Source organism: Arthrobacter sp. efr-133-TYG-120 (genome assembly GCF_030209785.1).
Lineage (GTDB): Bacteria > Actinomycetota > Actinomycetes > Actinomycetales > Micrococcaceae > Arthrobacter.
Genome location: NZ_JARVRI010000024.1, coordinates 42,978 through 55,452, shown reverse-complemented (window position 1 = coordinate 55,452; position 12,475 = coordinate 42,978). Strand labels below are relative to the sequence as shown.

The window sequence follows — 12,475 nt, the reverse complement described above, 5'->3', positions numbered from 1 at the left end:
CTCCTTAGGATTGAGGTTTGCGAGGTCGCTTTTCGTGGCCCCAAATCAGGACCTCGACAAGACGGCAGGGGCTGGTCTAGCCGATGCCCGCGCGTATTGGTGGGGATAATTGATGGGCTCTCCCAGCTGCTGCGCTGCTTCCCGAGCCCAATTGGGGTTGCGGAGCAGTTCCCGGCCCAGGAACACGGCGTCAGCTTGGCCCGAGGCGATGATCCGTGCGGCTTGGGCAGGTTCAGTAATGAGCCCTACGGCTGCTGTCGGGATGGGCGCTTCCCTGCGGATCTGTTCGGCGAATTCCACCTGGTAGCTTGGCCGTAGAGGAATCCGAGCGTCGGGCACTATGCCTCCCGTGGAGACATCGAACAGGTCGACTCCATGTTCTTTCAGGGTCTTCGCGAGCAGGACCGATTCGTCCTTAGTCCAACCAACGCGCTCATCGTCGGTGTCCCCGGCCAGCCAGTCGGTCGCCGACACCCGGAAGAACAGTGGCTTCTCGTCGGGCCACTGCTGCCGTACGGCGTCGACGACTTCCACTGCGAATCTCATCCGGTTAGCGAGGGATCCGCCGTATTCGTCGGTGCGGAAGTTGGACGCCGGCGAAAGGAACTGGTGGATCAGGTATCCGTGGGCCCCGTGCAGTTCCAGCACATCAAAGCCGGCCTTGTGGGCAAGGCCTGCGCTCCGTGCGAAGTCGTCGACTAGAGCCCCAATTTCGGCACGCGTCAGTTCCTTCGGTGCGGGCATGGCCCCGAACGGCTCAGTACTGGGTCCAACAGAGTCCCAGCGGTTCTCTGCATGGCTGCCGCCTTGCCACGGACGACCGGTTGATGCCTTCCGGCCGGCATGGACCAGCTGGATGCCGACAGCGGTCCCGTGGGCGTGGAGAAAATCGATGATCTTGCGGTGGGAGCTTGCCTGTTGTTGGTTCCAAAGCCCCAGATCATAGTCGCTGCTACGCCCCTGCGGATTTATGGATGTTGCTTCGACCATTGCCAGGCCCACACCGCCCAATGAACGAGCCGCGAAGTGCTGGAAATGCCAATCGGTTGCTGCTCCGGTTTCGGGCCCTGACGGGTTGGAAGAGAACTGCATCATGGGAGACATCCAAAGCCGATTGGGTATCGTCAGTTCCCGAAAAGTGATCGTGTCGAACAGCTGAGTCATTGGAGCTCCATTTGTGGTACCCGCACGCCCAGGAATGCTTTTCCGCTTCGCTGTAATGCGACGCGGTCCAACCCGGTGCTGTCCACGAAGGCGGGAAGATTTGGTTCTGCCATGTCGAACGGGTAGTCCGTTCCGCAGAGGATCCGGTCTTCGCCGGCGTGCGATGCCAGCAGTTCAAGCGCGGCCAGGTCGTGCGTGACTGTGTCGAAGTAGGCGGAGCGGAACAGGTCCCGCGGATCGATGGAACTGCCTGCCCGCACATCGGCCCGGGCCTGCCACGCGTGCGACCATCGTCCGAGAATGGCGGGAGCACAGCCACCGCCGTGGACGAAGCAAATCCGCAGATCAGGCAACTCTTCCAGGACGCCTCCGAGGATCCCGGACGCCACCGCGGTGGCTGTCTCCACAGGATTCCCGATGAGGTTCGCCAGGTAGTAGGAGGACCATTCAGGCCGTGGCAGCTGCATGGGGTGAACAAGCACTGCCAGTCGATGCTGGGCCGCCGACCGCAGCACAGCCCGAAGCACGCCAACGTCCAGGGAAGCTCCCCGCAGCATCGGGGGGATGGCCACCCCTGCCAGAACACCGGCCTTGGCAATGTCTGCGACCTGTCGTGCGGCAGCCGAGGCATCATCGAGCCTAGTCAGTCCAAGACCGGCAAGACGCCCGGTGGACTCGGTGACAACCTTCGATAGGCTCGCGTTGTACTCATCGATGTAGTCCTCGGACGATGAGTTTACTGCGAAGGCGAACGGCGGTGGCGACAAGGCCCGCAGCGAGATCTCGTGCGCGTCCATGTCCGAGATAATGGCGTTCACGTCGCTCATGGCCTCTGTCCTAATCGACAAGGGCAGGTCGCCGAGGAACAACTCCCCGTCCTGGTCCCGCATAGCACCATAAGGCGAGCCAGACGGAAGCCCGAACAACTCGGCCGGCAACCAGTGGGCGTGAACGTCGATCAAACCGGCGCTCATGCCGCATCCAGCGGCAATGGTTCGTTGTCGGAGTCAAGGTGCTCGATGGTGGTAAAGACGAGATCCGTCTGACCTATGTTCTCAATGTCATGAAGCAGATATTCTCCGGCACCGAAATGGAAGTGCCGTGTCTCTCCTGCAGAATAGGAGACATCACGGGTGGTGCCGTCGTGAGTGTGCTGCCGGCTGGTACCGGCGTTGACCGCGGTCCAAAAGTAGTCAAGAACATGACGGTGTGCGTGCCAGCGATCACCCGGGGCGAGGCGGATTTCCCACACCCTGACGCGGTCGTTCTGGCTCAGCAGCTTAGAACCGACCTGACCGTCAAAGGCGCGGGTTTCGAACTCCCGGTGGAGCTCCTCGGACCATCCGTCGAAATTCTCTCCTACAAGGGTTCCTGCCAGGGGCAGATCGCTCAGAAAGCTGTTGGTACTCATGGTGAAGCCTTTCTTGTGTGTGTGTGCTTAACGTCCGGGTCCGTAAAGGCCGAATCGAAGGTCCTGGTCACCGGGGGTCCAGGTGTTCGTGAACTGCGACCTTTCGCCCATGGCTTTCACACGGGTCAGCAGATTGCTGCTCAGTTCGAGCTGGCTGGGCTCCCATTTCTCCAGCGCTTCGGCAATATTGCCTGCCGCAGCCGTCAAAGCGTCGCTGAGGGCCCATGCGTCGGCAGCAGCCTTGGCTGTACCGGCGGCCGCGTGTGGACGGGCGGCGCACGCAGCGTCGCCAATGAGTGCGACACGGCCGCTGGCCATCTTCGATGCCCGGGAATCCCACACCACCTGGATAAAGGGCGATTCTGTAGAAGTGACCAGCTCAGCTGCGGCAGGTGCCAGCATCCGGGAGGCGGTCTCCCTCATTTCGTTCACGTACCGATCCTGGACCTGGTTGGGATGAACCGAGACTTTGCCCGGGAAGCCCTGCTTGCTGATCAGCATTTCATCGAGCTCGGGACCTTCCGGAACGTTGCGGTACCAGACGTAGTTCATCAGCCGCTGCCCCTTTGCAAGTCCCCTCTTACTGGGAATGGGATACATCGTGATTTGGGAATGGGGAACCACGTTATACGTGACGGCGTCATTGAGCAGGCCAGCAGTTTCTGCCGAAAGGTCTGCCTCGTCGACGGTTCCGCGCCATCCGATGTAGCCGGAGTATTCAAGGGTGACATCGGGGTCGATCCGGGCACGGTTGGCCGACGTAATGCCGTCAGCGATGACAACGAGCGCGGCCTTTTCTTCCCGACCGCTGACGAACCGTACGGTGACTGAGTCCTCGTCCTGGTCAAAGCCGCAGGCGAACTCGCCCAGATGGTAGTGGTCGCGCCCGAAGTCGGAGAGCAAGGCCTGGTAAAACGTGCCCCAGGATGTGTGGGACCATGACCGGGCGTCCCGGTCGATGATGCGGTTTTCGGCGCCGATGTACTGAACCCAACTTGTCGTTGTGCTGACATCTTCCGGCCGCTGGGAACTGCGTTCCCGGAACCAGCGCAACGTATCCGGTTGTAGAACGATGCCTCCGCCGCGTCCGTCGAGGTCTGTGGGTGTCCGTTCGTAGACGTCCACGTCAAATCCCAAGTCACGGAGTAGAAGGGCAGCTGTTAGTCCGCCGATCGATCCTCCGATGACAAGCGCGCGAGATCCTTCATAAGCGCTCATGCTGCGGTTCCTTTCATTGAGGTGTGGTTTTCAGGGGTGCCTGCTGGGGCATCCGTTGGTAGTTCCGCGCCGCGGGTTTCGGGGGCAAAATACAAGCCAATGAGGGCGATGATTCCCGTGGCGGCCAAGACAGCTGTTGCCACTCCGAGGTTGCCGCCAAACCAGGAGGTTGCGATGACACCTGCGACAAGCGGGCCAGCCGCGGTGATATAACGGCCAATACTGTTCGCCAGGGCAATGCCACTCGCCCGCATGCTTGGTGAGAACATCTCGGGTCCGTAGACGAAGTTCCCCGACAGGGCGCCGAACAGGCCAAAGCCAACGATGGGAATGACGATCAGGTACGTGGCGTAGGAGTGCTCAAAGGGGAACAGGTAAGCGACGCTGACTCCGGAAATGAGGAAGCTGATCAGGAATGCCTTCTTGCGTCCAATGGCGTCGGCAATAAAACCCCATGATGCGTAGCCGAGAATTCCACCCGCATTGAATAGCATGGACGAGATGGCGACTCGGTGGTTCGCCTCCTGCGTTGGGAGTGATTCCGCGGCCGACATGTCACGGATGATCTGGGGGTACCAGGTGGAGACGCTCCAAAAGGCGAGAAGTGCCCCGGTGGCCAGTGCAGTACAGATAAGTGTTGCCCGCAGATGTGGTGGCGAAAGAAGCCTGCGGAGAACGAACTGGTCTTCTGGTAGGCGCGAGGTTTTGCCCTTGCGTTCCTTACGCCTGGCGATAACGTCTTTGATCTCTTCCGGCTCCGGGACGTAGCGGCGCAGGAACCAGACCAGAAACGCCGGAACAACAGCCAGAACCAACATGAAGCGCCAGCCGTTTTCGCTGAGCAGGCCATATGCCAGCGCTGCCATAAAGAACCCGCCTGCATATCCGGACATCATGACGCCGCAGGCACGGGCACGGTACTTGTTACGCCAGACTTCAGCTACCAGTGCCGCTCCAACCGGGGCTTCAACGCCTGACCCGAGGCCGGCTATGAAACGCAGTATGCCAAGCTGCCACCATGTATCCGCGAAAGCCGCAGCGGCGGTGAAGACTGCGTAGGTGAGGATGCCGATTGACAAGACGCGGACGCGGCCGAAGTAGTCTGCCAAGACGCCGAAGAGAATTCCACCCGTGGCCCACCCCGCAAGGAAGAGGGCCACTGTGAGGCCTCCGTAGACGCCGATCTGAGCGGAACTGACGGCGATGCCGGAGTGCGGCAACAGGTCTGTCATAGCCGGGCCGAGGACAAGCGCGTAGAGGCTGCCAGCGAAGCCATCGAGCGCCCATCCCATGGTGGTGCCGAACAGTACGAGCCATTGCACCCGCGTGATTTGCTGTCGCCAGCCGGGGGTCACCACCGGAACTTGTTTGGTCTGTGTCATGTGCGTCGTCCTTTCAGGATCCGGGGTGACTTAGTTCAAACGCCCAGGGGTGTCGGACCCGTACCAGTCGACGTCGCTATCGGCGATCCGCACGATGATTGTCTTGATCCAGGTGAAATCGTCGAAGGATTCTGTTCCTGCATCCTTGCCGGCGCCGGATTCCTTGATTCCACCCCACGGCAGCGACGGTTCGAGCCGGTGGTGGTCATTGACCCAAACCATGCCTGACTCAATAGCCGCAGCCACCCTGTGCCCGCGGGCGAGGTCATGGGTCCATACAGCTGCTCCGAGTCCGAAGCGGTTGTCGTTGGCCATTTCGATGGCTTCTGCCTCAGTGTCGAATGGCACGACCACGGCGACGGGACCGAAGATTTCTTCCTGGGCGACACGCATGCTGTTCGTTGCATCGGCGAAAACGGTGGGCTGCACGAAATACCCATCGCGGAGATCATCGGGCAGTTCGGGAACGTTGCCGCCAGCAGCGAGGCGAGCACCTTCTTCTTCTCCGATGGAAATGTAGTCCAAAACCTTGCGGCGCTGTGCGTCGCTGATCATCGGCCCAATTTGGGTTTCAGGCTTCGCGGGGTCACCAATCTTGATTGCGTTGGCCCTTGCAACCAACGCCTCAACGAACTCGGCGTACCGTTCCCGTTGCACGAGGAAGCGTGCTCCGGCCACGCACGACTGTCCGGAGGCAACAAAGGCAGCGAAGGCAGCACCCTCAGCAGCAGCGACCGGATCATAATCACCGAAGACGATCACGGGGGTTTTGCCACCCAATTCAGCGGTGATACGTGCAAACCGCGACGCCGTTGCGACGGCGGCAGAACGTCCAGCCTCGGTCCCGCCGGTAAGTGTAACTTTGGCGACGTCAGCGTGTTCGCTCAAACCGATCCCGGCTTCGCGTCCGCCGGTAACAACGTTGATGACGCCTTCCGGAACGCCTGCCTCTGTGACGATCCGGGCGATGGCAAGGGTTGTAAGCGGAGTCAGCTCCGACGGCTTCACCACGACAGTGTTCCCGGTAGCCAGAGCAGCAGAAAGGCTTCGGGCGAGGATCAGTGCCGGGTGATTAAAGGGAGTGATGATTCCACAGACCCCGAGGGGAGCGCGCTTTTGGTACGTCAGGTAAGGGCCGTCGCTGGGCAGAACAGCGTCCCGCTGGGCGGCGAGAAGGGCCGCATTATAGCGGAACCACTCCGGTACACGCGACAACTGCGCGCGGGTCTCAGTAATGGGGCGGCCATTGTTTTGTGTTTCGAGCGTGAACAAAGACTCGCTTGCCGCTTCCAGAGCGTCAGCAGCCTTCAGCAGCACCCTTGCCCGGTCGGTCCGGCTCATGCGAGGCCATGGCCCTGATACAAAGGCCATCCGGGCGGCGGCAACGGCCTTGTCGACGTCGACTCGGACACCGTCAGGCACTGTGGCTATCGGACGTGCCGTTGCAGGGTTTGAGATAGTCAGGAATGCTCCGCTCTCTGCGGGAACATCCTTCCCGTCGATGAACATGAGGTGCTCGATCATGTGTGCCTCGTTTCTTGTCGTCCGTCGGCTTTGACGTTCCGGAAAAGGGATCCTTATCAGTATGGGATTCAAATCACAGGAAAAGCATGTCTTTGCGAACACAGTTATTTAATAACTATGTAGTTGGAAACATTTTGGGATACACTCGTTGGATGACGCGTGATAGCCAGAGAGCCCAAGGATCGCTTGAAGTCCGTCGCTGGCTGGACAGTGTTCGGGCCATCACGCAGACGGTTGTCACAGCTCAACCGCTCTCGCGGGTGCTCGATTTGATCGCCGAAACCGCTGCAGGGCTTATGGGCTACGAGTTCTGTGGGGTGCTCTTGCCTGACTCGTCCGGTCAGAGGCTCACCATTGAGGGTTCAAGTGGCCTTTCCCAGGAGTACATAGACCAGGTCAATGCGGATCATCCGGTTCTTTTGAACCAGAGCGTCGAATCAGAAGCCCCCTCCAGCAAGGCCTTCCGAACCGGAAGCCCCGTCGCGATTGCCGATATCCAAGCGGAGCCGCAGTTTGCGCCGTGGGGTGGGGTTGCGCGGGAGCAGGGGTATCGATCAATGATCTCCGTGCCTCTGCTCGATTCGCGTCAAGGAGTTATTGGCACCCTGAACTGCTATCGCAGGGGCACTCACGACTTCGGTCAGCAAGAGATAGCGCTCCTAGCGGTACTCGCAGACCATGCGGCGATAGCACTCACCACCTCCCGCCTGCGTTCCGCCGAAGCCAGTCGAATAGACGAACTGGTGCTACTCAACAGGGAACTCCACTCGCAGCGCGACTTGCTGGAAAAATCCGAAGAGATTCACCAAAAACTGACGGATATTGCCCTAAGAGGAGGCGGCGTTCCTGGCATCGCCGTCGCACTCTCGATTCTGATACACCGCGCAGTTTTGATCGAAGACGTCCAGGGGGCAGTGATCGGACGATCCGATCTCGACGCAGTATTCCCCGACGATAGAACCAGAACCGGCATCAGGGAAGAACATTCGCTCTCCTTCGTGATATTTCCTGTGCTTCTCAACGAAAGTGAAGTTGCACGGATTTGGACGGTGACCGACTCCGGACCTCTGACTCCCATCGAGACCCGTGCCGTTGAACACGCCACGGTGATTACCTCTCTTGAAATCCTGCGCGTGCGAACCGCTGAAGAAGCGCAGTGGAGACTTCAGGGAGAGGTCCTGAATGACCTCCTCAGCGGCGAGCCCTCCGCATTGGATACAATCCACGCCCGCGCCGAACGCTTGGGCCACGACTTGAGCGTTGAACATACGATGGTCGGTGTTTCCCTGTCCGAGGTGGCACAAGACGATATAAACGTTTGCCTGCAGCAGGGCCTCCGGCGGATTAACGCCTGGGCGTCAGCGTTGAAACCGCGGCCCCTGTGCGCCATCCATCACGACAGGATTGTCGTACTGCTACCGACGTCCCTTGAGAGTCCTGCAGTGGAGACCACCACAACCGAGAAGATCCGCAAGATGGCCGCTTCACGCCGGCCTCGCGCCACCGCTACCGCTGTATCCCGCGGTCCCATCAGGGGCCTCAGCATGTACCCCCGTGCATACCGGTCTGCGGCCGGGGCTTTGAACATGCTCGCCCTGGCTGGGCGAACTGACACATCAGTCACTTTTGATGATCTTGGGCTTGTAGGTTTGCTACTGCAACTCGACGACTCCAGCCAGCTACTCCGATACGCGGACCGCGCCCTCGGTCCCGTCCGCAGCCATGACGAAACCCGTGGAACTGAGCTCCTCAAGACCTTGCGAACCTATTTCTCCTCAGGGCAAATAAACATAGATACAGCCCGGCTTCTGCAAGTTCACCCAAACACGGTCGCCCAACGGCTTCGTCGCATACAAACCCTGACCAACAAAGACCTTTCACGCCCGGACCACGCAATGGACCTCGCAGCAGCCTTGGCCATCGGCGACGTTGCCGACACAAATCCCATGTCCGCACCGGCCCCCATTAGGAAATCAGCCCCAATTCAAGAGCGACTCATCGCTGAGCGCCAGTAGGCTCGTAATGGGGAGGATTCGTGACACTAGAGAAGGATGGTCGTAGTCGACAATGGCGGCTGCTCAGCACTGAATAGCTGCTTGCCCCGCTCGTGCGACCCTGTCGCAGTTGTCCGTGCGTGTTTCGGACGCCAGCAATCCGGAGATACCCCTCGTAGGGACTATGGGCCGCAATGACCTCTTCAAGCTGGAGCGCGGTCGCGACGTGTGTCAGGGCCGCCACGTTTGTCAGTTCGCAACCGAGCAGCCCCTCGATGGTCCGTCGCCGTCGGACAATAGTGTTCGTGTGAACGGACAACTGCTCTGCGGCGCCGGGCGTCGAGGTCGTTCCGTACCAGTGCTGACAAGGTTTGAACCACTGTCGTATCCCGGGAGGCGTCGTGACGGCGGAAGGGCGCCACGACGTCCTCGCAATACGAGAGCAGGCTCACCGAATCCGGAACCTGAAGCAAGAGCCCTGCCAGCCGAAGATCGCCAACGAGCAGGGTCTGCCCGGACATTCCTCTAAGCTTGGCCAGCTCGACCGCGGCGCGGGCCGTCAAGGCCGAAATCGAACTACCCGGACTGGGCTCGCCTTCGGCGAATATCCTCGTGGGCGTGGCGGGCGGACTCCAACGGTTCGCGGCCCAAGGGCCACAATGTGACAACGTAATCCTGGTGCACCCCGATGAGGGATCGCGGACGAGACTCCCTGTTTGGGAGCCCCACGGTGCGGGTGAGCCGGTGCTGGAGTCCGGCATTTTGCCCCCAACCACGTCCTGTCACGATGACGGTGTGAAGTAGTGACAAGTCATGCCCGTGCCTTCGGCCTGCCCGATAAAAGAGAGGGATGCGGGGCCACGGGCGGTGAGAAGCCCTGAGAGAATTTCTCCTGACTGCTTCCAAGCGGTTTCGGCGACACTTCCGGCTCTGAGGAGTTCTAGTGCCATGACGGTCGCGGCGTGCTCGATGGTCCGCCGGTCCAAGGGAGACAACTCGGCCAGACTGCCGGTTAACCAGATCCAGGCACCCACTTCTTTCTTGATCACAGATCGCCGTCCTATGTCCGGGAACGGAACGGTCGCTGGCTCCGTCCGGCCGGTCGCTGACCATCAACCCGTCGCCGGCGAACCGGGAGGATCTTCTGGCAATTGATCTGTTGGGTTTGTGCCGGTCCCGGCCGGTGCGAAGGTATTTGACGAGTTCCCGGGAGAGGCCGCCGCGGCCACGGATGTAGAGGGCCTGATAGATCGTTTCGTGGACGATGTGCAGATCCTTGCGCCTTCTTCAGTTGACGGCAGATCAGTCCAGGACTCCACCAGCGGTCCAGCTTTGCCTGGACGTAAGCCTTCAGTTCAGGAAGCACCCCGATTTCCCTGCCGTGGTCGCTGACGCCGGGTCCGCGCCTTCTTCTGCGCGTAGTGCGGGCGGTACTGTCCCGCCGGCACGCACCCTTTACAACCAACGCCCGACCTCAAGCGACCCCTCGTTGCCTGCAATGGAAGCCTCGCTTCCCGAATGGCTGCTCACCGGTACCGTCGTAGTCCGACTCAACGCGACAAGTGTTGAAAGGAACACTGAACCGACAATATTTGTGTTGTTGAAATATATTCAGGCCGTGATTTGAATCCCATACTGGTAGAGATCCTCTGCAATCAGATCGCAGCAGAGCTGCTGGCCACCCTGAAACGAGAAAGACCTTTGTTTATTTACGGCCAGGACGTTTCCGCGGACAGCGGGGCGTCTCGGACTATGTCGAATCCTGACGGCGCGGCCAATCGCCACTGTGCCTGCCGGAGATCGGGCCGATGTCGACAAAGCCGTCGCCTACGCCAAGGCAGCTTTCACGTCTGTCCCGTAGCCGCGGACTAGCCGGGCTGATCGAACCAAGTAGCCGGGAGCACGTTGGCTGAGCCAGCAACTAATTACCTCAAACCCTGCAACGGCAACACCGGCGACGGCGGGAGCCAATGGCAGCAGCGCATCACACATTCGAAACACGAAAAGGCTGGAGACATGGAAATCGCAATTGACCTCGAAATCGCAGTAGGCACCGTGGCCGACCGTGCCGACATGGAACGGCGGCTCGATGAAGCCGTGGCCATCGCCATGACATGGGCAACGCAGGAAGGGCGTCGGGGCATTCTGGTCACGCGACATGACCGTGACTCCTTCACGGTAGCCCTCAGTGATGCTGTCCCCTTCGGGCTGACCCGCGAACACCAGAACTGGTGAACCACCGACGGCGCGGCCGAAACTCGAATGCCGACAGATCTTCGGAAATCCCAGTCGCACAATCTCGGACGTAGGGGAATCCATCCCGAAGAGAGTCCCAGAGAGTACAGGTTCAAGCCACGAAGAGAATGCGACTCTGGCACGGAGACCAGGGGCCGTCCGATAATTCCTGTTCCTGGTGCGCGGGGGAAACACGGGCAAATCCCAGCTCATGATGCTTCCGAAAAGCAGGCTACGTACAAAAGCGCCTAAGCCTCAGCCTCGTCGGGAATCAGAGGAGCAGCTCGGCCCCCACCGCACAAAATCCGGAGCAAGCCCGCAGCCTGCTCCGGCAGGCCGCCGTTAGCTGGGGGGCATTACCTGACGACAAAAAGCATCGGGTGAGAACGCGATGGACGTTAATGACATAAGGCGGACGATCCGATGCCGCGTGGAAGAAGGCGAATTCACCCTGCTATACCTGTGGATCACGTTCCGGGCAAACGGAGGCGTTGCCTGTAGAACGTCTCTGTACGCGTTTGTCCACGGTCTACACCCACTGTCGAACAATGACACGCTCGTGTTGGGCTCCGTCGTTCAGATCTAAAGGAAATTTGATCACCGGCGCGAGAAGGCAAGGATGTACGGGCACTGTCGACCCGCCCGCGGACGTCAAGACAAAGATCCGATGAATCCAGGAAAGTTCGCTGAATCCCAGAGTTCACGCTGCGCGAGGCAGGGTAGGGGCGGGCAACCGGAGCATCCTGAAAATCAGTGAACCTCCCGCACTGCGTTCCCGACGGAGCCCTTTCGTAGACGGTGCCAGCTCGCGAAAGGAGTCGAAGTGACGTGCTGACATTTGATCATGGACCGCAACACTTTAGAGCGCATGGGGTTCCGAGAATTTCACACCATGCTGGCTATGGACCCTATGGCCCCGCCGCTGAGTCACGGGGCATACGTTGTCCTTCGCCCTTCTTCGGACGAGCCCCGGTTTCTAACAGAGAGTCGAGGGGGTCGCTTTAAGGGGCAGGACCGAACCGTGCGCCCTGCTGACGCTCTTAGGCGAAGCTGGGTGCCGCATACGCCTGTCCTCTATATCGGAGGTGCCGGCACGAAGGCCGGTCAGAGCACGCATCTGCGTGGCCGCATAGATTCATATCGGCAATACGGTCTTGGCCTCCCGAAGTCCCACGCCGGCGGTTGCCAGGTCTGCAACTGGCCGATTGTGAGGAACTCCTGATTACGTGGAAGGAGACCCCTGGAGTCCCGGGCTTAGTCTTGGAACAAGGTTTGAGGAAGCTGTTTGCCGACGACCACGACGGAGCAAGACCCTTCGCAAACGGACCCTTGAAAAGAAGGTAGCGCCGGTAACTAGTCGTTGCTGCCGCCCCATGTTTCTCGAAAGACGGTGACACGCGGTGAATGTACTTCCGTGTGTTCCGCTTCCAAGGAACTGGAACATCAGCGTCGTTGACCGAGGCTGGGCAAGCCGCCGCTGACAACACTCTTCACATGAAAGCGCCCTCATTAGCTTCTGAAATCCAACCCGGGCGTGCAACGAAGGA

At 60.0% G+C, this 12,475-nt stretch carries 10 protein-coding genes; 2 read left to right on the top strand and 8 right to left on the bottom strand.

Translation table 11 applies throughout. The annotated features are described in order from the left end of the window. Window positions 1-45: 45 nt before the first annotated feature. Genes QRN51_RS14165 through QRN51_RS14140 form a run of 6 tightly spaced genes read right to left on the bottom strand, consistent with a single transcriptional unit; the run spans window position 46 to window position 6,699 of the window. Window positions 46-1,164 carry an NADH:flavin oxidoreductase/NADH oxidase gene (locus QRN51_RS14165; RefSeq protein WP_284990489.1) on the bottom strand — a complete coding sequence of 373 codons (1,119 nt, stop codon included), beginning with the start codon at window positions 1,162-1,164 and terminating at the stop codon, window positions 46-48. Then, window positions 1,161-2,138, bottom strand: a complete 978-nt coding sequence (locus QRN51_RS14160) for an amidohydrolase family protein (protein WP_284990488.1) — start codon at window positions 2,136-2,138, stop codon at window positions 1,161-1,163. Before QRN51_RS14160 ends, QRN51_RS14165 begins: the two co-directional genes overlap by 4 nt. Next, on the bottom strand, window positions 2,135-2,575 hold the full coding sequence (locus QRN51_RS14155; RefSeq protein ID WP_284990487.1) for a cupin domain-containing protein: 441 nt from the start codon (window positions 2,573-2,575) through the stop codon (window positions 2,135-2,137). The genes QRN51_RS14160 and QRN51_RS14155 overlap by 4 nt, the downstream gene beginning before the upstream one ends. Before the next feature lie 27 nt (window positions 2,576-2,602). After that, complete coding sequence (locus QRN51_RS14150; protein ID WP_284990486.1) at window positions 2,603-3,793, bottom strand: FAD binding domain-containing protein; 1,191 nt, start codon at window positions 3,791-3,793, stop codon at window positions 2,603-2,605. Continuing rightward, window positions 3,790-5,175: an MFS transporter gene (locus QRN51_RS14145; RefSeq protein ID WP_284990485.1), complete on the bottom strand. Its 1,386-nt coding sequence runs from the start codon at window positions 5,173-5,175 to the stop codon at window positions 3,790-3,792. Before QRN51_RS14145 ends, QRN51_RS14150 begins: the two co-directional genes overlap by 4 nt. A gap of 30 nt (window positions 5,176-5,205) precedes the next feature. After that, window positions 5,206-6,699 (bottom strand): aldehyde dehydrogenase, encoded by a 1,494-nt coding sequence (locus QRN51_RS14140; RefSeq protein WP_284990484.1) that lies wholly within the window; start codon window positions 6,697-6,699, stop codon window positions 5,206-5,208. 14 nt (window positions 6,700-6,713) lie between these two features. Between QRN51_RS14140 and QRN51_RS14135 the strand changes: the two genes are divergently transcribed. Further along, a complete protein-coding gene (locus QRN51_RS14135) occupies window positions 6,714-8,714 on the top strand; it encodes a helix-turn-helix domain-containing protein (RefSeq protein WP_284990483.1) in 2,001 nt (666 codons plus the stop codon). On the opposite strand, the gene QRN51_RS23320 is transcribed toward QRN51_RS14135, so the two are convergent. Both QRN51_RS23320 and QRN51_RS14130 read right to left on the bottom strand, forming a co-directional pair. Beyond that, a complete protein-coding gene (locus QRN51_RS23320) occupies window positions 8,695-9,081 on the bottom strand; it encodes a helix-turn-helix domain-containing protein (protein ID WP_350224986.1) in 387 nt (128 codons plus the stop codon). The two genes, QRN51_RS14135 and QRN51_RS23320, sit on opposite strands and share 20 nt — an antisense overlap. A 394-nt stretch (window positions 9,082-9,475) precedes the next feature. Continuing rightward, window positions 9,476-9,742, bottom strand: a complete 267-nt coding sequence (locus QRN51_RS14130) for a hypothetical protein (protein ID WP_284990482.1) — start codon at window positions 9,740-9,742, stop codon at window positions 9,476-9,478. Between the two features lie 967 nt (window positions 9,743-10,709). Here QRN51_RS14130 and QRN51_RS14125 point away from each other — a divergent pair. Continuing rightward, window positions 10,710-10,928 (top strand): hypothetical protein, encoded by a 219-nt coding sequence (locus QRN51_RS14125; RefSeq protein ID WP_284990480.1) that lies wholly within the window; start codon window positions 10,710-10,712, stop codon window positions 10,926-10,928. Window positions 10,929-12,475 lie beyond the last annotated feature (1,547 nt).

Bases quoted from the DNA above. Each gene is read 5' to 3' on its own strand.
- QRN51_RS14160 (WP_284990488.1), bottom strand. From the start codon at position 2,138: ATGAGCGCCGGTTTGATCGACGTTCACGCCCACTGGTTGCCGGCCGAG.
- QRN51_RS14150 (WP_284990486.1), bottom strand. From the start codon at position 3,793: ATGAGCGCTTATGAAGGATCTCGCGCGCTTGTCATCGGAGGATCGATC.
- QRN51_RS14155 (WP_284990487.1), bottom strand. From the start codon at position 2,575: ATGAGTACCAACAGCTTTCTGAGCGATCTGCCCCTGGCAGGAACCCTT.
- QRN51_RS14140 (WP_284990484.1), bottom strand. From the start codon at position 6,699: ATGATCGAGCACCTCATGTTCATCGACGGGAAGGATGTTCCCGCAGAG.
- QRN51_RS14125 (WP_284990480.1), top strand. From the start codon at position 10,710: ATGGAAATCGCAATTGACCTCGAAATCGCAGTAGGCACCGTGGCCGAC.
- QRN51_RS14145 (WP_284990485.1), bottom strand. From the start codon at position 5,175: ATGACACAGACCAAACAAGTTCCGGTGGTGACCCCCGGCTGGCGACAG.
- QRN51_RS14165 (WP_284990489.1), bottom strand. From the start codon at position 1,164: ATGACTCAGCTGTTCGACACGATCACTTTTCGGGAACTGACGATACCC.